Source organism: Parabacteroides sp. MSK.9.14, from assembly GCF_019041495.1.
GTDB classification, from domain to species: domain Bacteria; phylum Bacteroidota; class Bacteroidia; order Bacteroidales; family Tannerellaceae; genus Parabacteroides; species Parabacteroides merdae.
Genome location: NZ_JAHPXO010000029.1, coordinates 40,163 through 65,479 on the forward strand (window position 1 = coordinate 40,163; position 25,317 = coordinate 65,479).

The following is a 25,317-nucleotide window of genomic DNA, read 5'->3' on the forward strand; positions in this document are numbered from 1 at the left end:
CCGGGCCGAATTACGAAGAAAAGAAAAGTATCAGTATAAACAATCAATTACCAACATGGGAAATCCGAAAGCATTCCTCACCATACACCGGCAAGAAGCCGGATATCGTCCCGTTCATGAACGCATCGACGACTTTAGCGAAGTAGAACAAACGCTCAACAGCAGCGACCGCCGCACACAGGCTTCCCGCTGCATGGACTGCGGCGTGCCCTTCTGCCACTGGGCCTGCCCGTTAGGTAACAAACAACCCGAATGGCAAGACCTGCTCTATAAAGGCAGATGGCGCGAAGCCTTCCACGTGTTGGAGCAGACCTGCGACTTCCCGGAGTTTACCGGACGCATCTGCCCCGCTCTCTGTGAGAAAAGCTGTGTGCTGAAACTGAGCTGTGACGAGCCTGTCACGATACGCGAGAACGAAGCCTCCATCGTAGAGGCCGCTTTTCGCGAAGGATACATCCAACCGGTCCGCCCCATCCGCAACGGCAAGCGGGTAGCCGTGATCGGCAGCGGCCCGGCCGGACTGACAGCAGCCAACCAACTGAACCGCCGGGGATACGAAGTAACGGTATTCGAGAAATACGAACTCCCAGGCGGCCTGCTCCGATTCGGTATTCCGAACTTCAAATTAGGGAAGAACATCATCGACCGCCGTATCCGGCTGATGGAACAGGAAGGGATCGTCTTCAAAGTCAACACGATGGTCGGCAACGAAGTATCCGCCAAAGAGATCGCCTCGACGTTCGATGCCGTCTGTATCGCCATCGGTTCCGAAGTGCCGCGCGACCTCCCCATCGAAGGGCGTAATCTGAAAGGCGTCCATTTCGCCCTCGAACTGTTGTCACAACAGAACCGTATCCTCGAAGGCATCGTCATCCCGCCTAAAGACATCATCAACTGCAAAGGCAAGAAAATCCTCATCATCGGTGGCGGCGACACGGGAAGCGACTGCGTCGGGACAGCCAATCGCCACAAAGCCGCTAACGTGACGCAAATCGAAATCATGCCCCAGCCGCCCGTCGGACATAACCCGACAACTCCCTGGCCCCTGTACCCGCAAGTGCTGAAAACGAGCAGCAGCCACGAAGAAGGATGCATCCGCCGCTGGAACCTCGCCTCCGTCCGTTTCATCGGCGAAAAGAACACACTGAAAGGCGTCGAAGTCGAAGAGGTGGAATGGTTGCCTGCGAAAAACGGCGGACGTCCCGAAATGTGGAAGACAGGCCGTACGGAAATAATCGAAGCCGACCTCGTCTTCCTCGCGATGGGCTTCATCCACCCCGAACAGGAAGGGCTGATCAAAGAACTTTCCATCGCCGTCGACACACGCGGCAACATCGCCGTCGATCCGGGCACCAACCGGATAGCCGACACTAATATCTTCGCCTCAGGCGATGCCGTCAGCGGTGCCAGCCTCGTTGTCCGTGCCATGGCCTCCGGTCGCAAAGCAGCAGCCGCTATCGACAAATACCTGCACCCCCATAAATCATAATTCATAATTCATAAATCATAATTCCCATGTGTGGTATTACAGCAATCTTCAACATCCATAGCAGCGCCGCCGACCTTCGTCAGCAAGCCCTGAAAATGAGTAAACGTATCCGTCACCGCGGCCCGGACTGGAGCGGCATCTATCAAGGAAAAACCGCCATCCTCGCCCATGAACGCCTCTCCATCGTCGATCCTGCATCCGGCGGACAACCGCTGAGAAGCAAAGACGGCAAACTGATCCTCACCGTCAACGGCGAGATATATAACCATCGCGAACTCCGCGGACAGTTGAAAGACGAATACGAATTCCAGACCGGAAGCGACTGCGAGGTCATCCTCGCCCTCTACCGCAAATACGGCGTGGGATGCGTGGAAAAGCTGAGCGGGATCTTCGGATTCGCTCTCTACGACGAAGCGAACGACTGTTACCTGATCGCCCGCGATCCGATCGGCGTCATCCCCCTCTATATCGGCCACGACGACGAAGGGCATCTCCTTGTGTCATCCGAACTGAAAGGGCTCGAAGGCTTCGCCACCGCATACGGCCAGTTCCCTCCGGGACACTATTTCTATAGCCGTGATAAGGATTTCACCCGCTGGTATATCCGCGACTGGATGCAATATGATAACGTGAAAGATAATCCTGCCAGCGTAGAGGAACTGCACGATGCCCTCGAAGCGGCCGTACGCCGCCAACTGATGAGCGACGTGCCCTATGGCGTACTCCTTTCCGGCGGTCTGGACTCGTCCATCACCTCCGCCATAGCCAAAAAATACGCAGCCAAACGCATCGAGACCGAAGGGAAGGCAGATGCATGGTGGCCGCAGCTGCACTCCTTCGCTGTCGGTCTCAAAGGAGCGCCTGATTTAGTGGCAGCCAAGAAAGTGGCCGATTATATCGGTACTGTCCACCACGAGATCAACTACACGATCGAGGAAGGGCTCGATGCCATTCGTGACGTGATCTACTACATCGAGACATACGACGTGACGACTGTCCGCGCCTCCACTCCGATGTACCTGTTGGCTCGCGTAATCAAGTCGATGGGTATAAAGATGGTGTTGAGCGGCGAAGGGGCGGATGAGGTGTTCGGGGGTTACCTCTATTTCCACAAAGCCCCGGATGCGAAAGCATTCCACGAAGAGACCGTCCGTAAACTGAGCAAACTCTATATGTATGACTGTCTACGGGCTAACAAAAGCTTATGTGCTTGGGGTGTGGAAGGTCGCGTTCCTTTCCTCGACAAAGAGTTTCTCGATATTGCCATGCGCCTCAACCCTGAAGCCAAAATGTGTCCCGGTAGCGTGATCGAGAAGAAAATTCTCCGCGAGGCTTTCGCCGATGTGCTCCCCTCGGAAATAGCCTGGCGGCAGAAGGAACAATTCTCCGACGGCGTCGGCTACAGCTGGATCGACACGCTGAAAAAGGTGACCGCCCAAGCCGTCAGCGACACTGAAATGGCGAATGCCGCCCGGCGCTTCCCGATCAACACGCCTCAGAACAAAGAAGAATACTTCTACCGTACCATCTTCGAAGAGCATTTTCCCAGTGAAAGTGCCGCCCGCAGCGTGCCGAGCGTACCGAGCGTTGCCTGCTCCACCGCCGAAGCTCTCGCTTGGGATACCGCCTTCAAGAACATGAACGACCCCAGCGGACGGGCGGTGAAAGGGGTACATGAAGCGGCATACTGACATACCGATCTCCGTAACAAAACACACTCAAATCTGTATGTTATATAAAAAACAGAAACAAACCTCTAAACTGAAGTTTGCTTCTGTTTTTATATGACCTTCACTAATCCCGCACGCAACGGATAGGGAAATAACAAGCTCCGACTGCTGCCGCTGAGACATTATTATTAATCATATCATTGTCGCCATCCAAATATGGAAGCATCGGAATTCCCTTTGACAAGATATCGACCCAAAATAAGACAGTTCCTTCTAACTCCGTTGAATTAAACTTAGGAGTATTGGTTTTACCAAACCCTGTTGTCTGTCCCAGTGCAGGCACAGCATAAAGTGAGAGTCCACTCAAATTATCAGGAGTATTATCACCAGACTTCCACCATTGAGCAGCCGCCCAATCACGACTATCTTTATTTTCCGCCACATTAGAAGCCATCATATGCCACCAGTCAAAGCCAAAAATATAATCAATATATTCCATGTCTGCATAATAATTTCCAAATACACCATGCGTAAAACTTGTCGGAATATGCCACCCTTCGGGGCAAAGACTATTATTAGTTTGTCCTTCTATATCTTGTGAAAGAATATTGTAATCTGAACCAAGATTCTGGACATATGGATCGTAATCTCCCGCCACAGCCGAAAAGTTATAATGCAAACCATATCGTTTCTTCACCTCATCGCTCTGACTTTCCACATCAAAACTATCATCTTTCTTATAATAATCATACATAGCTGCTTTCTGATACTGAGTACCTGTCGAATATTCGTTAAGATAAACAGTTTGAGACTTTTGGTCATCCGTTGCGCTCCGCTGATAAACCAAAGAAGTTCCATCCTTAAACTTTGTAGCACGCAAATTCTCTCTCATCCAATAAGACGCTCCTATCTTGACAATAGGATACTCAATACCGTCAGCATCCGAAATGGTATAGGGTTCTAACTTATACTTATCAATCCCATTTTTGCATTCCTTGACATTTTTAGATGATGTAATCATCAATTTGGAGATTTCCTCCTTCCCTCCAGTTCCCGCAATAAAAGCTGCAAGAGGTGACACATTACCATTTTCATAACTACCCCGCATTGTCCAACCAATGTTACCTCCGGCAATATTCCTACTGCCTTTAGCACCTCCTAGATATTTCGCTATATATCCATTGGCAAGGTCTACCTTGTTATCTTCACCTACAGGATAAACGGCTACGACCTGATAAGTCACGCCATTTTGCCCCGGAATACGGCCGAACCCTTCCTTACAGATCTCCGCAACCTGCTTATCGCCATCCATCACTTTCCACACGTTGGATTTATCCCAATCTATATCATTTATATCGATATAATTCTCAACTGTGACAGGCATACTGAACCGGGTTCCATCAGTCAAGATAAATTCCACATAGTCATCATAGACCTTCACATCGCTAAAGAACGAGCTACCACCGTCCCCACCGCTACCGGCAGGACCTTGTGAGCCGGTCGGACCCTGTTCTCCCGTTTCGCCACGCTCACCTGAGACTTTCGCCCATTGCTTGCCTCCGTCTACAGAAAGATAAACGGCAGTATCATTCTTCTTACCCCCACCAATCAGAATGGCATCATCCGGCAATTGGCTTCCTAATTTCAATTCAGGAGGTATATTCTGTGTATTAGCGCCGATTATATTGCCTTTAGAATCTTTCATCAGTTCGCCGTCAAGTGTCCAATACCAATTTCCATCTTCCGACTGCTTTATACCGATCAGGGGGGTATTCCCTTTTTCGCCTTTCTCGCCGTGATAGATCGTAGCCGGTTCCTGATTCTTAAAACGTATCGTATAACCGACCGTATCACTGCCTAAAACCACAGGAGTGACATCCGTGATATAGTCATTTTCGTCCATCAACTTTTGAAGAGCATCAATATTGCTACTGGCCGCAGCCTGCCAGGTTTCCAAAGCTTCGATACGGTTCTCCAATCCCGAAATCTTATTCCATAAATCTTCATCATTATAGCATCCGGTCATAAACACAGCAGAAAGAGCTAACCAAACACAAATACTTGTTTTTATCTTTTTCATTTTTCTGTTATATAAAAATTCGATTAATAATACTAATCAGTCTTGACTACCGGCATCGCTGGATGCCGGTAGTCAAGACCATTCGGTGCCAGTTACCAGCACCGTTCAGTGCCGATGACCGGAACAAATTATAATTCACCCGGACGTTCTTCTTCTCCGGGAATATTTCCCACATACAAAGGATAGGGGAAGCGGTTTCGACGGGGTTCCTTCAACAACTTCTTTGAATTTGTGCTTGCCTGAGTCGCAACCTCCAAATAGTAAGCCCCCTTATTTAACTGAGGAATGATAAATGAAAAAAAAGATGGGTCGTTGCGTAGTAAAGCAGAAACCGGGACAGGGATTTCCGTTTTATCCGTATCGGACACGAAGAAGAAGCCGACCGTCTGCCCTTCAGAACCGGTTATCTTCACCCGGTTGCCTTCGCCGTTAAGACCACCGCCCGGAGTGATCCGAAGATTTTCACTGCCGGTTGCCACATCGACAACTTTCGTAATGGTCGGCAATCCTTCTTCCGTACCGGCGACAATCACACTGATGTTTTTCAAATCTTCCTTAAATTCGATACGGGGTGAACAACGTAAAGTTACATTGTTGACCGACGGATCGAATTTGGCATCCGGACCTATAAACGGACCGTCCACGCCAAGTGAATTATTCGCAAACCCGAACTCTACGGTAGAAGCATTGTAAAGTTCTATCTTAGCCTGGGCCATCAAGTCGTTATAGGCACTCTCCAACTCAGACGCCGTAAATTTACTGTTCGTTGCAGCCAGCTTGCATAAGTCTTTGACTGAACGATTTGCCTGATAAGTTACATTAAAAGAAAAGTCATCATCACGCTCCGTCAGCTTATTAGCGACTAATTTGCCGGTAATGCTACGCATTTTAGGTTCGTTTAAAGCCATAAATTTAAAATTTGATTAAGTTCGATTAGAACTATTTCCTTTTATGGCGTTTTTCAAGTAACGAAATCCATATCAACAACCAAAACACACCTTATTTTGGCAAAAAGGTTCAAACGGGTAATAAAAATTAATACAAAAACCCGTTTTGTTAGGATTTATTTTATAGATTTGCATCATTATTAACGTAGTTCTAATCGAACTATGTCTATTTTTTTGTTTCCTTTTAATTATCAATTATTATTACAAATACGAACTTCCGGCTACTTTCGTAGTACAAATGGGATTCCTGCCATTTATAAGAAATCCTCCCGCATCGGACTGAACGTGTCGATCAGAACACCAGCTTCCAAGCATATGCAACCATGCAGAATACCCGGTTTCATATATACGCCGTCACCCGGACGCACAATCTTCGTTTCACCGTCCGTCGTGAACTCGAACACACCACTCGCTACATAAGTCGTTTGCGTATGCGGATGTGTATGCGGCGTTCCGATTGCTCCTGTTTCGAACTTGACTTTGACCATCATCAGGTTGTCGTTATAACCCATGATTTGCCTAACGATACCTTCACCCGCTGATTCCCATGGCATTTCTGCCTCAAACTGAAAATTGTTACTCTCGTATTTCATGATTTTGCAATTTAATTATTACAAAAATAATCGTTTTTTCGTACATTTGATGCATTATTAAATCTATCAACATGAAAAATAGAATTTCTACTGGGGCGCTCTTCGCCATGCTTATACTTATGGCCATGCTTCCCCGAACCGGACATTCACAAGAAATCGATCCCAACGCCTATTACGAGATCGTAAGCAGCAACAACCTGGTTCTCGACAATCAAGACAGCGAAGACGACGGGACCCAGATATTCATCAACAACCGTGTGGAGAACCGCGTGTCGCAGGTATGGCAACTGACGACTCCCGGCCATGGGGTCTATAAGATCTGTACGCCCCTCTCCGATAAATGCGTGGACAACAACAACACGAAAGAACCGGGCCCGGTTATCCAGTGGGACAACGGAGCGACCAATATGAACCAATTCTGGAAACTCACGAAGATAGGAGGAAACACCTACACGTTCACCAACATAACAAACGGGTTGAACCTCGGTATCAGTGACGACGGGCAACCAGGAAAAGCGGCTCTCCAGCTTGTCGCTGATTCGACCAGTGCCAGACAACACTGGACAAACATCAAAATTGACAAGGAGGCCCTGCGCAGTTCCAGTGACAAGGATTGGGAGAACGAAACTATCTTCGCTATCAACAAGGAGCCGGGGCATACGACTTATGTCCCCTTCCCTTCCGTGGAAAGCCTGAAAAGTTCGCCAGACTACCGCAAAGCCTGGCTTCGCCCGAACTCGCCGCGCTACCAGTTGTTGAACGGCAACTGGAAATTCAATTGGGTAAAACAGCCGTCCGAGCGTCCGGTCAATTTCTATAAACCGAACTACGATGTTTCCGGCTGGAAAGAAATTCCGGTTCCTTCCAATTGGGAAATGTACGGATACGGTACTCCTATTTATACAAACATCACGTATCCGCATCGCAACAACCCTCCTTTCATACAAGGCAAGAAAGGATACACGATTATGGACGAACCCAACCCGGTCAGCTCCTACCGCCGCGACTTCAATATTCCGGACGACTGGAAAGGAAGTGAAATCTTTATCCATTTCGACGGAGTCTACAGTGCAATGTACCTCTGGGTGAACGGAAAGAAAGTCGGGTACAGCCAGGGAGCGAATAACGACGCAGAGTTCAATATCACGAAATATGTAAAGCCGGGAAAGAACGTCCTGGCTGTCGAAGTGTACCGTTGGAGCGACGGCAGCTACCTGGAAGACCAAGATATGTTCCGCCTGAGCGGTATCCATCGCGATGTTTATCTGTTCGCGACTCCCAAGCTGCGCTTGCGCGATTACTATCTGACCGCTTCCTTCACAGGAGATGACCTGAGCAAGGCGATATTCAATGTCCGTACAAACGTGACGAACTATGGCAAAACAGTGGACGAAGCGGTTGTCGACATCACGTTGCTGGACCAAGACGGCAAACAGGTGGCCTTTATATCCGATGTTGTCAAAGACATCAGGAAAGGACAGGAAACGATCAACACGGCCAGCGTCGAAGTCAAGAACCCGCGTCTCTGGTCTGCCGAGACTCCCTACCTTTACACGGCGATACTGGAATTGAAAGACAAGACTGGCAAAACACTAGAAGCTATGTCTTCACAATTCGGTTTCCGCAAAATCGAGATCAAGAACAAGCGGGTATATATCAATAATGAGCAGGTGTTCTTCAAAGGAGCCAACCGCCATGACATCCACCCTCAGCACGGAAAAGCGGTTCCGGTCGAGTCGATGATCGAGGATATATTGCTTTTCAAGCGTTATAATCTGAACACGATCCGCACGAGCCATTATCCGAACGATGCCAAGATGTACGCATTACACGACTACTATGGCCTCTACGTGATGGACGAAGCCGATATAGAGTGTCACGGCAACCATTCGATCAGCAACAAGGAAAGCTGGTTACCCGCCTATGTAGACCGTATGGTTCGCATGGTCGAGCGTGACAAGAACCACCCGTCCGTCATCTTCTGGTCTATGGGTAACGAATCCGGTGACGGCAAAAACTTCGACACCGTATACAAGGAAGCCCGCAAACTCGATCCGCGTCCGATCCATTATGAAGGCAAAAACCGGATCGCCGACATGGATTCCCGAATGTATCCTTCCATCGAGTCGATGAAGCAACAGGACGAGGAGAAGAGCGACAAACCGTTCTTCCTTTGCGAATATGCGCATGCAATGGGTAATGCGATCGGTAACCTCGATGAATATTGGGATTATATCGAAAACCATTCCTGCCGCATGATAGGCGGTTGTATCTGGGACTGGGTGGACCAGGGTATCAACAAATATGGCGAATTGTCTGACCGTTACTACTTCGGCGGTGGCTTCGGCGACAAACCTAACGATTTTGATTTCTGCTGTAACGGTATCGTAACTCCCGACCGCCAGGTAACTCCTAAATTGATCGAAGTGAAAAAAGTGTACCAATATATCAAATTCAAACCGGTAGAGTTGAAGGCTGGTAAAGTGAAGCTGGAAAACCGCTACGATTTCCTTAATCTGAATCAGTTCGATTTACAATGGCAGTTGTTGAAAGACGGCCAAATAGTCGAATCGGGCGTATTATCTTTAGGCGATGCAGCTCCGAACAAAGACATCGAAGTGACGATTCCTTATAAAACGGCTTTGGATGCCGGCAGTGAATACTTCCTCAACCTGTCAGCCCGGTTGAAAAAAGATTGCAATTGGGCGAATGCCGGGCACGAAGTAGCCTCCGAGCAATATTCACTGACCGGAAAGATTGCAGTAGCTCCTGTCGACACAGCTTTCAACGACACACTGAAAGTCGAAGAAGAAAAAGAGCAGATCGGTTTTCGCGCTCCGGGATTCTTCATCGCTTTCAATCCTGAGACAGGCAAGATGGTTTCTTTACGCTATGCCGGTACGGATATGATCTATAATAAGGAAGGTTTCGATTTCAACTGGTTCCGTGCAATGGACAATGATAAACGGGATTATCTGCCGACCACCGTCAAAAAGCAGGCATTCGACTGGAAGCAGGCCACCGACAAAAAGTCGGTGACCATTACCACGAGCTTGGAAGCTACCGTAGGAAGCGGAACCCAAAAAGTGGTACTGCCATTCGACGTCACCTATACAGTCTATGCAAACGGTACGGTCGATGTAGACGCGACTTTCAAAGCTGGCAACGACTTCAACCTGCCTCGCCTCGGCCTCCAGGTTGCTTTGAACCCGACACTCGAACAGGTGGAATGGTACGGACGCGGCCCGATTGAAAACTATTGGGACCGCAAAAATGCAGCCTATGTCGGCCTGTACAAGAACACCGTGACTGGAATGGAAGAAGCCTACGTACGTGCCCAGTCGATGGGTAACCGCGACGATGTACGCTGGCTGACGCTAAAAAGCCTCGATAACCAAGGTATCCGAATCACATCTAAAGACCACCTGAACTTCAGCGCACTCCACTTCACCGATCCGGAACTGTGGGAACTGACTTACGGGCATGACCTCGACAATATCCGCCGTGCGGAAGTGATTCTAAATCTCGATTGCATCCAGCGTGGTATTGGAAACGGCAGTTGCGGCCCAGGCCCGCGCCCACATTATGAAATTGAAAAGAACAAAAACTATAGCTACTCGTTCCGCATCGAGAACGCGAAGTAACCTATCGGCGAATGAAGACTTAACCGCCTTGTTTCCACGCTCGACGCGGGATCGCAAAAGAACAGGCATTATCTACGGCCAGTTATAACGCGATCCTGTGCCCAGCACAGGAATAAGGCGGTTTTTATTCACCGATAAAGCATCATTCAAACAAAGCAACCATTTACTAAGCCCCTATAAAGAATGAAGAAAATCTTATTGACCGCAGGCTTTACCCTATTCGCTTGGGGATCGACCTGCCTGGCGCAAAGCACGTATTTCAGCGACAGTAAAGAATGGCTCCGGAAAGCTGAGGCCTGCAAGCCGGAGTTGAGTTATCAGACTATTTCTCCCGTCAAAGTCGTCCGTTCCGTACAGGACACAAAAGCATTCCAGGGCTGGCGGATGGAAGATGCCGGACAACCGGATATCCTCTTCAACGAGCCGTTCAAAAAGCATCCAGCCATTACCCTGGATTTCGGCAATCATTATACCGGCTATCTCACTTTCTCCATCAAACCGTCCGGATTAAAAGCAGCAGACGCACCCGTCCGGCTTAAGTTCACCTTTGCAGAAGTTCCGGGAGAGTTGAACACCCCGCTCGAACCTTATAAGGGAGGTTTGGCCCGTTCCTGGGTGCAGGACGAGATCGTGACGGTCATGAGCGTCCCCCACGAGATGACGATCCCGCGCCGCCTGGCAGGACGCTACCTGAAAATCGAACTGCTGGGCATATCGGGCAGTTTCGACTTCGTGTTCGACAAGCTGACCTTCAAGACACAAACCTCCGTCACCAACGAAGCACCGGCTTTAGCCTCTACCACCGATCCTCTGGTCCGGGATATATATAAAGTAGGCTTGAATACCCTGAAAGAATGCATGCAGACTGTCTATGAAGACGGCCCCAAACGGGATCGCCGCCTGTGGATCGGCGACCTCTATCTCGAAGCATTGGCAAACGCCCATACGTTCAAGAACCATGAACTGACCAAACATTGCCTGTATCTGCTCGCCGCCTTCGCCAACGACGAAGGCTTGCTGCATGCCACACTGCTCGAAAAGCCTCAACCCCATCCGCAATACGGCACGCACACACTGGACTACTGCCTCATTTATAACGTAGCATTGTTGGAATACCTGAAAGAGACGGGGGACAGGGAAACAGCGAATGACCTGTGGCCTGTTGTTGTCCGCCAGATAGAGTTAGCACTTCGCCAGTTTTCACCGGAATGGATCTATGACATGGACAAGAAACCTCAATACTGGTTGGTATTCGACTGGAAAGACGGATATGACCGGCAGGCTTCCATGCAAGGACTAACGATTTTCGCCCTACAACACAGCTACGAATTGGCTAAAATGTTAGGCAAAGAAAAGGAGGCCGGCGAATGGCCGACAATAGCCGGCAAGATGAAGAAAGCTGCCCGCCAACATTTCTATGACAAGAAGCGAGGAGTAATGGTCAGCGGCAAAGACAAACAAATCTCCTATCTGTCGCAAGTTTGGATGATCCTATCCAACACACTGGACAAAAAAGAAGGGGCTAAGGCAATGGCTACCGTCATGTCCATGCCCGACGCTTGCTATCCGGGCTGCCCCTATGCTTACCATTATGTGATAGAAGCCCTTCTGCAATGCGGCATGCCGCAAGAAGCACGCAAACTGATTACCGATTATTGGGGTAGTATGGTAAAGCGGGGAGCCGATACCTTTTGGGAAGTCTATGACCCGAACAATGATTACCTTTCCCCCTATGGCTTCTTCGTAATCAATAGCTATTGCCATGCCTGGAGTTGCACCCCGATCTATTTCATCAACAAATATCCGGAGATATTCCAAAAATAACCTCTTTCATGCCGGTTAAGGAACTGTATCAAAATACCTATATGATTTCTCTTAGGCACGGATTACATGGACTTTTTTATTCTTTCCTCGTGTAACCCGTGCCAAAAAAACAAATAGCAAGCGAATTTTTATTTTGACCTCATGAAATCTTTCAGGAGGTGTGTCGATCAGCAGTCAGAATTTCTTCCCATCCTTCCAAAACCAAAAGTCCTCATCATAAACTCAGATAGCCATTCGCATAGAACAACTTACAATAACAAAGATAAAACAAGTATCCTCATTACTATTTATAACATAAAACAGCCCTATTTATAACAATTCATCACAAATACATTATTATTATACATTAAGACATAATTTACGTATCAAAAATGTCAAAACGTCGTATATTTGCATTGCAATAAAACAAAAAGACATATTAAACAAAATAATAGCGATAAAAATGACAGAACCAATCAGATTTACAAAGATGCACGGAGCCGGAAACGACTACATATACGTGAATACAATGGCTTTTCCGGTCCGGAACCCGGAAGAGCTTGCCATTAGGTTGAGTGCTCCCCATACCGGGATCGGCTCGGACGGACTGGTTCTGATCGGTTCATCAAAAATCGCCGACTTCAGCATGCGTATTTTCAATGCGGACGGTTCCGAAGCCATGATGTGTGGAAATGCCTCCCGTTGTATCGGCAAATATGTATATGACAAAAGACTGACGAACAAAAAAAACATTACGCTGGAAACATTATCCGGCATCAAGGAGTTGCAACTGACCACCCGGAAACTTTCCGGTTCCCACGAAGAGGTAACCGAAGTGACGGTCGACATGGGCTGTCCGGTAATAGGTGAAACAGCCCTTGAAATAGAAGCCGGAGACTATTTTTATACGGGAACGGTCATCTCGATGGGGAATCTGCATCTTGTCATTTTTGTCGAAGATATCACGAATATAAATCTGCCGGTCATCGGACCTTTATTGGAATGCCATCCGCTGTTCCCAAACCGGACGAATGTCGAATTTGTCCAGGCGCTAAGTACAGACGAAGTACGGATGAAGGTTTGGGAACGCGGTTCCGGCATTACGCAAGCCTGTGGGACCGGAGCCTGTGCGACAGCCGTAGCAAGCGCAGTGCGCGGGAAAACCGGACGAAAAACCAAAGTCGTCATGGATGGAGGCCCTCTTACCATCCATTGGGATGAAAGTTCCGGACACGTCTATATGACTGGCGGGGCGGTCAAAGTATTCGAGGGGGAACTGGAAATATAAACACAACAAAAAACTATTGATAGAATATGGCACTGATTAATGAACATTTCCTGAAGCTGCAAAACAACTATCTGTTCTCGGACATCGCAAAGAAAGTAAACAGTTTTAAGGTTACACATCCCAAAAAGAAAATTATCCGCATGGGTATCGGCGATGTGACGCAACCGTTAGCCCCTGCCGTCATCGAAGCCATGCACAAGGCGGTCGACGAGATGGCAAGCAAGGATACATTCCACGGATACGGCCCCGAACAAGGCTATCCGTTCCTGATAGATGCCATCATCAAGAACGATTATGCCAGTCGCGGCATCTTCCTCGAACCCGGAGAAGTGTTCGTGAGCGACGGAGCCAAAAGCGACTGTGGAAACATCGGTGACATGCTTCGTCACGACAACAGTATCGGTGTGACAGACCCGGTCTATCCGGTATATATCGACTCGAACGTGATGAGCGGACGGACCGGTACGCTGGAAAACGGCAAATGGAGCGACGTGGTCTACATCCCCTGCACCGAAGCCAATAACTTCGTGCCCGATCTGCCCAGCCGCCGCGTAGACATCATTTACCTCTGCTATCCGAACAACCCGACCGGGACAACGCTTACGAAAGAAGAACTGAAGAAATGGGTGAACTATGCCCTTGCCAATGATTGCCTGATCATGTACGACTCGGCTTACGAGGCCTATATCCAAGATCCCAATATCCCCCACTCTATCTACGAGATCAAGGGAGCAAAGAAGGTGGCGATCGAGTTCCGCAGCTTCTCCAAAACAGCCGGTTTCACAGGTGTGCGCTGCGGTTACACGATTGTTCCGAAAGAGTTGAACGCCTTTACCCTGGCAGGCGAACGGGTTCCGCTGAACCGGATGTGGAACCGCCGTCAGTGCACGAAGTTCAACGGTACGAGCTACATCACCCAGCGAGGAGCCGAAGCAGTCTACAGCCCGGAAGGGAAAGAGCAGGTCCGGAAAACGATCGATTATTACATGGCCAACGCCCGCATCATGCGGGAAAGCCTCCAGAGCTGCGGCCTGCGGGTGTATGGCGGCGAAAACGCACCTTACATCTGGCTGAAAACACCGGACGGACTCTCTTCTTGGAAATTCTTTGACAAACTGCTTTACGAAGTCAATATAGTAGGGACTCCCGGTGTGGGGTTCGGACCCGGTGGCGAGGGTTTTCTCCGTCTCACCGCTTTCGGAGACAGAGACGACACGCTGGAAGCCATGAGCAGGCTGAAGAAGTGGTTGCTCTAAGCTAACAGTCGATGAATTCCAATCCACAGGTTAATTTGGAAAATTATCACATCAAATCATTATATCTATGTCAAAGTTAAGATTCAGAGTAGTAGAAACAGCCTTCAAGAAACGGGCTGCAGAAATACCGGCTCCGGCCGAACGTCCATCCGACTATTTCGGGCAGAACGTATTCAACCGGGCGAAGATGTTCAAATATCTTCCTGAAAAAGCGTACGAACGGATCACGGACTGCATCGACAACGGCGCTCCGCTCGACCGAGAAACAGCCGACATCGTAGCTGCCGGCATGAAGAAGTGGGCGATCGGAATGGGAGCCACCCACTACACGCATTGGTTCCATCCGCTGACCGAAGGAACAGCCGAGAAGCATGATGCTTTCGTCGAACACGATGGCAAGGGCGGCATGGTCGAAGAGTTCTCTGGCAAGCTACTGATCCAGCAGGAACCCGACGCATCCAGTTTTCCGAACGGCGGTATCCGGAACACATTCGAGGCACGCGGCTATTCCGCCTGGGACCCCTCCTCTCCCGCTTTTATCGTAGGTGACACACTCTGTATCCCGACTGTTTTCATCGCTTATACCGGAGAATCGCTGGACTACAAAGCCCCGCTATTGAAAGCCCTCGAAGCCGTTAACAAGGCTGCCACAGACGTCTGCCATTACTTCAATCCGGATGTAAAGAAAGTATACGCTTACCTGGGCTGGGAACAGGAATACTTCCTAGTCGACGAAGGACTGTATGCCGCACGTCCCGACCTGTTGCTGACAGGCCGTACGCTGATGGGACACGAAAGTTCGAAGAACCAGCAATTGGAAGACCACTACTTCGGCGCCATCCCGACCCGTGTCATGGAATTTATGAAGGAGTTGGAAATCGAGTCGCTCAAATTAGGCATTCCTTTGAAAACACGCCACAATGAAGTCGCCCCGAACCAGTTCGAGCTGGCTCCCGTCTTCGAAGAATGCAACCTGGCGAACGACCATAACCTGCTTGTAATGGCTCTGATGCGCAAGATCAGCCGCAAACATGGCTTCCGTGTCCTGCTGCACGAGAAACCGTTCAAAGGCATAAATGGTTCCGGCAAACACAACAACTGGTCACTGGGAACCGACACAGGCATCCTGCTGATGGCTCCGGGCAAGACACCGGAAGAAAACCTCCGCTTCATCACCTTCATCGTCAATGTGCTGATGGCTGTCTACCGCCACAACGGATTACTGAAAGCCAGCATTTCGAGTGCCACCAATGCCCATCGTTTAGGAGCTAACGAAGCACCTCCTGCAATCATCTCCAGCTTCCTCGGAACACAGTTGTCGAAAGTCCTGGAACATCTCGAAAAAAGCGAACCGGAAGACCTGATGCTGGCAGGCAAGCAAGGCATGAAGCTCGACATCGCCCGTATCCCCGAACTGCTGATCGACAATACCGACCGTAACCGTACCTCACCTTTTGCCTTCACCGGCAACCGTTTCGAATTTCGTGCCGTAGGCTCCGAGGCCAACTGCGCTTCCGCCATGCTCGCCCTGAATGCTGCCGTAGCCGAACAGTTGAAGACATTCAAAACCGAGGTCGATGCAAAAATTGCCGATGGCAAGGAGACATTCGCCGCCATCCTCGAAGTACTACGTAAAGACATCAAGGAATGCAAGGCGATCCATTTTGACGGCAACGGCTACAGTGACGAATGGAAAGCCGAAGCAGCCCGTCGTGGCCTGGACTGCGAGACAAGCGTGCCGGTAATCTTCGACAACTATCTGAAAGAAAGCAGCGTCCGGATGTTCGAATCCACCGGCGTCATGACACGCAAGGAACTGGAAGCCCGTAACGAAGTCAAATGGGAAACCTATACGAAGAAAATCCAGATCGAAGCTCGCGTACTCGGTGACCTGGCGATGAACCACATCATCCCGACCGCCACCAGATACCAGACTTCCCTGATCGACAACGTCTACAAGATGAAAGACCTCTTCCCTGCCGATAAGGCTTCCGCCCTTTCGTCCCGCAACCTGGAGATCATCGAAGACATCGCCAACCGCACCAACTTCATCAAAGAGAAGGTCGATGAAATGGTGGAAGCCCGCAAGGTCGCTAACAAGATCGAAAGCGAACGCGAGAAGGCAATCGCCTACCACGACAAGATCGTCCCGATGCTGGAAGCCATCCGCTACCACATCGACAAATTAGAACTGGTTGTCGACGACCAGATCTGGACATTGCCGAAATACAGGGAACTATTATTTATCAGATAGTTTTTTGTTGATTGTTTTGTGTTTGCAAGGGGAACGTGCTGTGAAGTATGGATCCCCTTCTTTTTTATTACAAAGGAATTGCATACCTTTGGAGCATAATTCAATAAGAAAGGAGTTTACGTCATGACGGCAATGGAATTACAACAATGGAAACAGAACTTTATCCGCGATTATCTGGACGAGATAGACAGTCTGGAAGTGATGGATAAGCTGGAAAAATATACAAAACGGATACTAATATCGCTTTCAATATAGACGAAGCAAATGCTGAAATCGATATTGCCGAAAAAGAATTAAGCGAAGGAAAAGGTATCAAAGAAATGGAGAACCTGCCTTTGCAAACAGGACAAAGCAGTATCGCTCTCTGGTAGAAGGCTACTATAAAATTATCTATACCATGAGAAAACGATCACACGATACAAGTCGTTTTATTATGGGATTGCCGTCAGAACCCCGACAAGCTCAAAAAACTATAAGACAAATATAAACAAATATGAACTACGGATTTGTAAAAGTTGCCGCCGCCGTACCGCTTGTACAGGTAGCGGATTGTTTTTATAATATAGAAAAAATAGAAGGACTGATGCGGCAAGCATCGGAAAAAGGCGTGCAGATCATCGCTTTCCCGGAACTGTCCGTCACCGGCTATACCTGCCTCGACCTCTTCGCCCAGCAGACGTTGCTCGATGGCGCAGAAGAGGCACTGCTCCAGTTGGTCAGCAACACGGCCGACCTGGATATCCTGACCATCGTCGGCGTTCCGCTACGGACGGAAAACCGGCTGATCAATGCCGCCGTTGTCTTCCAGAAAGGAGCCATACGGGGTGTCGTCCCCAAGACATATTTGCCCAACTATAAAGAATTTCAGGAACAACGCTGGTTCACATCTGTCACGGAACTTCGGGAATCGACAATTTCCATCGGGGAAGAAGAATATCCGATGGGCAGCCACCTGCTGTTCCGTTCGGGACGGCTGACTGCCGGCATCGAGATATGCGAAGACCTCTGGGTTCCCGTCCCCCCCAGTTCCCTGCTGGCGATGGAAGGAGCCAACATCATCTTCAACCTCTCCGCCAGCAACGAGCTGATCGGCAAGCACGCCTACCTGCGTTCGCTGATCTGCCAGCAATCCGCCCGTTGCATGGCAGGCTATGTTTATGCCTCTTCCGGCTTCGGCGAATCGAGCACCGACCTCGTCTTTGCCGGTAACGGGATCATAGCCGAGAACGGCAACCTGCTTACCGAATCTCCCCGTTTCACGATGGAAGAACAGCTTGTCATCAGCGAGATCGACATAGAGACTTTGCAGAACGACCGGCAAGTCAACACCAGCTTCATGTATGGCACATCCGGTCTACCGAAGGAAAAGGCACAGGTTGTAGACTTCCAAGTCCGGATTCCGGACGGATTCAGCCTGACGCGTCCGGTCGATCCGCATCCGTTCACTCCCTCCGGAGAGGCTTTGAAGGAACGCTGTGAAGAAATATTCCACATACAGGTAGCCGGCCTTGCCAAACGACTCGTCCATGCACATGCTCAAACGGCTGTCGTCGGTATTTCAGGCGGGCTGGACTCCACCCTGGCTCTGCTCGTGACCGTCATGACGTTCGACGCTCTGAAGATGCCACGGGGGCAGATCATCGGCATCACGATGCCCGGCTTCGGTACGACCGACCGCACCTATACTAACGCTTGCGACCTCATCCGCTCCCTCGGCGTCACACTGAAAGAGATCCCGATCAAGGAAGCCTGCCTTCAACATTTCCGCGACATCGACCATGATCCGTCCGTCCATGACGTGACCTACGAAAACAGCCAGGCACGCGAACGGACCCAACTGCTGATGGATGTCGCCAACCAGAAGAACGGCCTCGTGATCGGAACCGGCGACCTCTCCGAACTGGCACTCGGCTGGGCGACCTACAACGGCGACCATATGTCGATGTACGGCGTGAACGGCAGCATCCCGAAAACATTGGTCAAATACCTGGTCGAATGGGTTGCCAATCACAAGGTGGACGATGCCTCCCGCCTCACCTTGCTGGATATCGTCGACACGCCGATCAGCCCCGAACTGATCCCGGCAGACGAGAACGGCAACATCAAGCAAAAGACAGAGGACTTGGTCGGCCCGTACGAACTGCACGACTTCTTCCTCTACCATTTCCTGCGTTTCGGTTCCCATCCGTCCAAGATTTATTTCTTAGCGCAAAAAGCCTTCGCAGGCATCTACGACAATGCAACGGTCAAGAAATGGCTCTACACCTTCTTCCGCCGCTTCTTCCAACAACAATTCAAACGCAGTTGCCTGCCAGACGGCCCCAAGGTCGGCTCCGTCAGCCTCTCACCACGTGGTGACTGGCGTATGCCGAGCGATGCGGTGTCGCGACTCTGGTTGGAAGAGATAGAACGGATCAACATATAGATACCGAACCGATTCACCCGACAAAGATACGAAACCATAAAAAAGCAAAGTCGATTAGAGTCGATTAAAATGACTGCTAAAACGATTTTTATTGGTATTCATTGTTTTATTGATAGCTATGTCCATTTGCAAACGATCAATAAAACAGTGAATACCAATACATTGCAACAGCAAATCACCACCTCTTGACCTTTTGCTATGACGATTCCTTATATATAATAACTAAGTATTCTCTTATAACTAATTATAAAACGGGACTTTTTTCAATTTTTGAAAACGACAAAAGGCGAAACTTCAAAAAATCCCGCCAACACCTAAAGGACCGGCATCTCAGCCCCCCAATCAAAACACCGGTGTTTTGAAAACGAATCACCGGTGTTTTGAATTCAAATCACCGGTGATTCGCACCATAAAGCAGCAGGCTATATATAAAAGCAGATCACAATCCGGAAGAATCGATCCATGAACATGAAAAGATTAATCGACTCTATTCGACTCTATTCGACTCTAATCGACTCCGCTTTTTTATAATGCCATATATTTGCAGGGTAATCGATTCACAAACGCTCTTTGAAATATTTACATATAGCCAACCGTTCCCACAAAAAAAGGCTACCGGAACCCGATAGCCTTTTAATGGATATTTCAGTTTTCTTATTCAGACAATGCAAATGCCGGCTGACGGTGAATCCACTGTCCACGAGTAAAGTCGGGGAAGTCTACCAATGCGCCGCCACGGGCGATAGACATCTCGGACAAAGCGGAAATAGCGCTCCATGCAGCAGCATCGTAGCAGTCCATAGGAGCCGGTTTCTTGTTATGAATAGCGTTGATCAAGTCGAACATCATCACGTAGTCCATACCACCGTGTCCGGCCTGAGCAGCTTCGGCTTCATGCTTGGACCACAATGTATGGTCGAACTTCTTGAACCATTCTTCCGAATCATCCCAACGGTGAGGTTTGGATTGGTTTTCAACGTATACGTGATCGCCATCGTTCATCCATAAACCTTCGGTTCCCTGAATGCGGAATCCCAAAGAGTAAGGACGGGGGGAATTCGTATCATGCGTAACGATAACCGTCTGTCCGTTCGCACACTTGATCATGGAAGTCACGATGTCACCCAAGTTGAAGCGGACTTTTGCCAACGGATGATTTTCACCGCCATTGTCCACGATGAACTTATGCAAACCGCGAGACTGGGTTGCCATAGCAGACAAGGAGAGAAAACGGTTACCACGGTTGATGTCTAGGCAGTTTGCCACCGGTCCGATTCCATGCGTCGGATAGACATCGCCGTTACGGCGGACAGAATGGTTCGTACGCCACTGGGCTTCTGCAAACGCATCTTTACCCATGCGCAACTCACCGCCTTTCTGGTAAGTATAATGTTTACCATCATTGAATTTGACATCGCGCAAATCATGTTCGTAACCGCAAGTCGCATGCAGCAATTCACCGAACAGGCCTTTGCGGACCATGTTCAACGCAGCCATGCAGTCGCGACGATAGCAAACGTTTTCCATGATGTTCAGATGGCTTCCCGTAGCTTCCGATACGTTGACCAGATCCCAGCATTCTTCCAGCGTATTGGCGGCAGATACTTCCACACCGACATAAGGGACACCGGCTTTCATGGCTGCAACCGACATCGGCACGTGCCATTCCCACGGGCTGGCGATGATGACACAATCGAATTCTTCGTTGTTCAACATTTTTTCAAATTCACGTTCGCTGCCTGTATATACCTTCGGAGCCGGAACATTGAACTTGGCGATATGATCCAGCGTACGCTGGATCGGACCAGCTTGGATATCGCAGATAGCCACGATCTTGTTTCCGGGGATAGACAACACGTTGTTAATATGTTCGTGACAACGAGAACCTGTACCGATAAAACCGAAGCGTAATTTACCATCGTCTTTGCCGGCGGGTTTCTTTTTCTTCTCTGCACTAGTTTCTGTTGTAACCGTAGCAGCAGCATTGCTACTCAATGCAAGACCAGCCGTACCGATTCCGGCAGCGGTCATCTTTTTCAGGAATGAACGACGAGTGTTTTCCATTTTTCAATTTAGAATTTTATGTTAAGTGGGCAAATGTATAACATTCCATGCATATATCAAAGGAGATAGCCCATTATTTTGCAGCCGTTCTCTTCTTATTCCGCCAAAAGCTGCCATCCCGTTTGCTACCGAACATATTCCGGCGCTTGGACTCTTCTTTTATCGCTTTTTTCTTCTCGGCTACCGCTTCCTTTACCTCGACCGTCTCGAACATATGGCCTCCTGCAACCGGCACTTCTTTACCGATCAGCTTCTGGATATCTTTCAGATACGGAACCTCTTCCACATCGCAAAAGGAAAAAGCGATCCCGCTACGGCCGGCACGACCGGTACGACCGATACGATGCACATAGGTTTCAGGTACATTCGGCAAATCATAGTTGATGACATGCGAAAGATGGTCGACATCGATACCGCGGGAGGCGATATCGGTCGCGATCAAGACACGGAGCGTATGATCCTTAAAACTGGATAAGGCACGCTGACGGGCACTCTGCCCTTTGTTTCCATGAATGGCTTCCGCACCGATCCCGGATTTGTTCAGGACACGGGCAACCTTGTCGGCTCCGTGCTTCGTACGAGTAAAAACCAAGACGGATTCCAGTGAGCGGTCTTCCAGCAGATTCTTCAACAGGTTGATCTTTTCCACTTTCTCAACAAAATAGACAGACTGGTCGATCGTATCGACGGTTGAAGAAACAGGAGTCACCTCCACTTTCTCAGGTTCATGAAGGATCGTTCCGGCTAGGCGTTCGATCTCCGGCGGCATCGTTGCAGAGAAGAACAGGGACTGGCGCTTTCGGGGCAGTAAAGGAAGGATGCGTTTGATGTCATGGATAAATCCCATATCCAGCATCCGGTCGGCTTCGTCCAAAACAAAATATTCCAATGTGTCCAGGCGGATAAAACCTTGATTGATCAAATCCAGCAGACGCCCGGGAGTTGCGATCAATACGTCTACACCCCGTTCCAATGCATCTGTCTGCGGCTTCTGCCCCACGCCACCGAAAATAACGGTATGTTTTACGTGAGTATAACGCCCGTATGCCGTAAAACTTTCACCTATCTGGATCGCCAATTCGCGTGTCGGAGTCAGGATCAAGGCTTTGATGCCCGGTTTACGTCCCCTCGAAATCCGCTCTTCGATCTTTTGGATGATAGGGATGGAGAAAGCTGCCGTCTTACCTGTTCCGGTCTGTGCGCAACCTAATAAATCAGATCCGTCCAATACTACGGGAATGGCTTCGGCTTGTATGGGAGTGGGAGTTGTGTACTTTTCTTTTTTGAGAGCCTTTCGTATCGGCTCGATTAGTTCCAATTGTTCAAATGTCATATAATAAGTATGAGCCGTCACGGCTCGTTAAATAAATAATGGTGACAAAGATACACAAAAATCCGGCATCTCTGCAATAATTTGCTATATTTGCGTGCTTTTTAAAAATATTCAGTTCTTTTTGATTCTCATGAAAGAATTATTGTCACTACTCAAACGGTTCTTCGGATACACTTCATTCCGCCCCTTACAGGCCGAAATCATACAGCGCACCTTGCAGAAAGAAGATTCGCTGGTCCTGATGCCTACGGGTGGCGGCAAGTCGATCTGTTTCCAGCTTCCGGCGATCTATATGCCGGGAACCGCCATCGTAGTATCTCCCCTTATCGCTCTGATGAAAGACCAGGTCGAAGGGCTGATCGCCAATGGCATACCGGCTGCTACGCTCAACAGCATGATGCCGGAGGAAGAACGCCACCGGGTACGACAACTCTGCATACAGGGAAAGGTGAAACTGCTTTACATCTCCCCCGAAGGGATCATTAGCGAACTACACTGGCTCCTGCCCCGCATCGACATTTCGCTGATCGCCATCGATGAAGCGCATTGTATCTCGCATTGGGGACATGATTTCCGCCCCGAATATACCCAGTTGTCCGTTCTGAAAGAGAATTTTCCGAAAGTACCGATCATCGCCCTGACAGCTACGGCAGACAAAATCACCCGGACGGACATCCTGAATCAATTGAAACTGCGTGATCCTAAAACATTCATCTCGTCTTTCGACCGCCCGAACCTGTCGCTCACTATCCGCCGCGGGCTGAGCAAAAAGGAAAAGATCGCAGCGATCGTCCATTTCATCAACCGGCATCACCGGCAGAGCGGTATCATCTACTGCATGAGCCGTAACAGTACGGAGTCTTTGGTCGAAGAACTGTCTGAGTACAGCATCCGGGCAGTCGCCTATCATGCCGGGCTAAGCTCCGACAAACGCGAGAAAGCACAGGACGATTTCATCAACGACCGTGTTAATGTAGTGTGTGCAACGGTCGCATTCGGGATGGGGATAGACAAAAGCAATGTCCGCTGGATCATTCATTATAATATGCCGGCAAGCATCGAGAACTACTACCAGGAAATAGGCCGTGCCGGACGGGACGGAATGAAAAGCGACACGCTTCTGTTCTATTCCGTGGGCGACATCCTGCTCCTTCGCCGTTTTGCAGAGGAAAGCGGACAGAAAGACGTCAGTTTACAGAAGTTGAACCGGATGCGCAGGTATTGCGAGGCAGACATCTGCCGGCGTCGTATCTTGCTGAGCTATTTCGGAGAAGAAACGGACAAGGACTGCGGGAACTGCGACGTCTGCAAGAACCCTCCCCAACGTTTCGACGGGAGCATCTTGGTACAGAAAGCCCTGAGCGGTATTTTTCGTACCGGGCAAACAGCCAATATGCACCTGCTAATCGATATACTCCGGGGAGCCGAAAAGGATGAACTGAAGGAAAAAGGATACGACAAGCTAAAAACCTATGGTGTTGGCAAAGACCTCAGCTACAAAGAGTGGAAAGAATACTTATATCAGATGCTTCAGCTCGGTTATATTGAAATCGACTATATGTCGGCCGGTCACCTAAAAGTGACTCCATTAGGACGTAAAGTCCTTTTCGGCGAGCAGCAGGCGCTCATGACCATTTACCAAAAGATCAAAGATTTTGCCCTGCCGACCAAGAAAGGCGGCTACAAATACCGTCCGATCCGTCCGATCGAATCCACTTCCGTGGATGAAACATTGCTCGACTCCCTGCAACAACTCCGTAAGCAGATTGCCGAACGCGAACATACCCCGGCTTATATCCTCTTTTCGGATGACGCCCTCGAAGATATGGTCCGTAAGAAACCGGTTACGCTCGACGAGTTCAGCGAAATACGAGGTGTCGGACGGCTCAAGCTGGACAAATACGGCAAGGTATTCGTCGCCCTGATCCGCTTTGTCCTTCGTTTGCCTAAAAAGGAATTATAATCCGCAAAACCAAAAATTCAAGTTTTAAAAACGAAAAATCAAAAAAAGAGGTGGATGTTGCTATTACTGTAAGCAATAAGGATATCGTTTAAGTATCGTTTATATGATACTTAACATAAAAACGAAAGCGACGCATCGCGGCCAGAAGGTACATAGCCCCCGGTCGCGCGGTGCGTCGCTTTGTTTGTTAGTATGTGATTGGCGTCTTTACTAACGAGCCGGGGGCTTTTTCTTTTCCCCCTACATATTCTGTTTTACAGGTTGTTCATGTTCTCAAAATCCGAACTGATATATGGCGTGTCCAGTATCTTCACGTATGTGGGCATAGTGAACTCTGAAAACATACCGTTTCGATCAATAAATTCAACACGGCTTTTGAGATAGGCTAATTCTTCATCCGTCAATGAGATTTCAACCGTATCGGTGATAGAAGCCGCATCGGTAAATCCGATGTTGATTTGACCACTCCCCATATCCTTGATAACGATACGCTTCTGATCAACCTCCG

At 49.1% G+C, this 25,317-nt stretch carries 15 protein-coding genes and 1 pseudogene; 10 read left to right on the forward strand and 6 right to left on the reverse strand.

Annotated features, from left to right (window positions below):
• Window positions 1-55: 55 nt before the first annotated feature.
• Together KTG12_RS15145 and asnB are read left to right on the forward strand one after the other, a co-directional pair.
• Window positions 56-1,489: a glutamate synthase subunit beta gene (locus KTG12_RS15145; protein ID WP_005638618.1), complete on the forward strand. Its 1,434-nt coding sequence runs from the start codon at window positions 56-58 to the stop codon at window positions 1,487-1,489.
• A 26-nt stretch (window positions 1,490-1,515) separates the two neighbouring features.
• Window positions 1,516-3,180, forward strand: coding sequence for an asparagine synthase B (gene asnB, locus KTG12_RS15150; protein WP_005648812.1), 1,665 nt, complete (start codon window positions 1,516-1,518; stop codon window positions 3,178-3,180).
• Window positions 3,181-3,283: 103 nt separating this feature from the next.
• Here the strand turns inward: asnB and KTG12_RS15155 are convergent, their stop codons facing one another.
• The 3 genes from KTG12_RS15155 to KTG12_RS15165 all read right to left on the reverse strand — a co-directional run bounded on the left by KTG12_RS15155 (window position 3,284) and on the right by KTG12_RS15165 (window position 6,779).
• The gene (locus tag KTG12_RS15155; RefSeq protein WP_155144226.1) at window positions 3,284-5,239 is read right to left on the reverse strand and encodes a PL29 family lyase N-terminal domain-containing protein; all 1,956 of its coding nucleotides are present in this window, start codon (window positions 5,237-5,239) and stop codon (window positions 3,284-3,286) included.
• Between the two features lie 128 nt (window positions 5,240-5,367).
• A complete protein-coding gene (locus KTG12_RS15160; RefSeq protein ID WP_005638629.1) occupies window positions 5,368-6,147 on the reverse strand; it encodes a DUF4469 domain-containing protein in 780 nt (259 codons plus the stop codon).
• 293 nt (window positions 6,148-6,440) lie between these two features.
• Window positions 6,441-6,779, reverse strand: coding sequence for a cupin domain-containing protein (locus tag KTG12_RS15165; RefSeq protein ID WP_022322245.1), 339 nt, complete (start codon window positions 6,777-6,779; stop codon window positions 6,441-6,443).
• Window positions 6,780-6,850: 71 nt separating this feature from the next.
• On the opposite strand from KTG12_RS15165, the gene KTG12_RS15170 reads away from it, so the two are divergent.
• From KTG12_RS15170 to KTG12_RS15200, 7 genes are all read left to right on the forward strand, one after another.
• Entirely contained in the window at window positions 6,851-10,423 is a 3,573-nt protein-coding gene (locus KTG12_RS15170; protein ID WP_138273405.1) for a glycoside hydrolase family 2 TIM barrel-domain containing protein, read from the forward strand.
• A gap of 183 nt (window positions 10,424-10,606) precedes the next feature.
• Window positions 10,607-12,247 (forward strand): family 78 glycoside hydrolase catalytic domain, encoded by a 1,641-nt coding sequence (locus KTG12_RS15175; RefSeq protein WP_005638634.1) that lies wholly within the window; start codon window positions 10,607-10,609, stop codon window positions 12,245-12,247.
• A gap of 442 nt (window positions 12,248-12,689) precedes the next feature.
• Window positions 12,690-13,514, forward strand: coding sequence for a diaminopimelate epimerase (gene dapF, locus KTG12_RS15180; protein ID WP_046452027.1), 825 nt, complete (start codon window positions 12,690-12,692; stop codon window positions 13,512-13,514).
• A 26-nt stretch (window positions 13,515-13,540) separates the two neighbouring features.
• Window positions 13,541-14,770 carry an LL-diaminopimelate aminotransferase gene (locus KTG12_RS15185; RefSeq protein ID WP_005638636.1) on the forward strand — a complete coding sequence of 410 codons (1,230 nt, stop codon included), beginning with the start codon at window positions 13,541-13,543 and terminating at the stop codon, window positions 14,768-14,770.
• A gap of 67 nt (window positions 14,771-14,837) precedes the next feature.
• The gene (locus KTG12_RS15190) at window positions 14,838-17,024 is read left to right on the forward strand and encodes a glutamine synthetase III (RefSeq protein ID WP_138273407.1); all 2,187 of its coding nucleotides are present in this window, start codon (window positions 14,838-14,840) and stop codon (window positions 17,022-17,024) included.
• Window positions 17,025-17,156: 132 nt separating this feature from the next.
• Entirely contained in the window at window positions 17,157-17,279 is a 123-nt protein-coding gene (locus KTG12_RS22100; protein ID WP_256304076.1) for a hypothetical protein, read from the forward strand.
• A 238-nt stretch (window positions 17,280-17,517) separates the two neighbouring features.
• Window positions 17,518-19,449 carry an NAD(+) synthase gene (locus KTG12_RS15200; protein WP_138273409.1) on the forward strand — a complete coding sequence of 644 codons (1,932 nt, stop codon included), beginning with the start codon at window positions 17,518-17,520 and terminating at the stop codon, window positions 19,447-19,449.
• A 654-nt stretch (window positions 19,450-20,103) separates the two neighbouring features.
• Here the strand turns inward: KTG12_RS15200 and KTG12_RS15205 are convergent.
• Both KTG12_RS15205 and KTG12_RS15210 read right to left on the reverse strand, forming a co-directional pair.
• Window positions 20,104-21,513, reverse strand: coding sequence for a Gfo/Idh/MocA family protein (locus KTG12_RS15205; RefSeq protein WP_005638644.1), 1,410 nt, complete (start codon window positions 21,511-21,513; stop codon window positions 20,104-20,106).
• Between the two features lie 73 nt (window positions 21,514-21,586).
• Entirely contained in the window at window positions 21,587-22,846 is a 1,260-nt protein-coding gene (locus tag KTG12_RS15210) for a DEAD/DEAH box helicase (protein WP_036723667.1), read from the reverse strand.
• 130 nt (window positions 22,847-22,976) lie between these two features.
• On the opposite strand from KTG12_RS15210, the gene recQ reads away from it, so the two are divergent.
• A complete protein-coding gene (gene recQ, locus KTG12_RS15215; protein ID WP_155144223.1) occupies window positions 22,977-24,809 on the forward strand; it encodes a DNA helicase RecQ in 1,833 nt (610 codons plus the stop codon).
• Window positions 24,810-25,063: 254 nt separating this feature from the next.
• Here the strand turns inward: recQ and KTG12_RS15220 are convergent.
• Window positions 25,064-25,317, reverse strand: a pseudogene (locus tag KTG12_RS15220) (hypothetical protein); the annotation flags it as partial.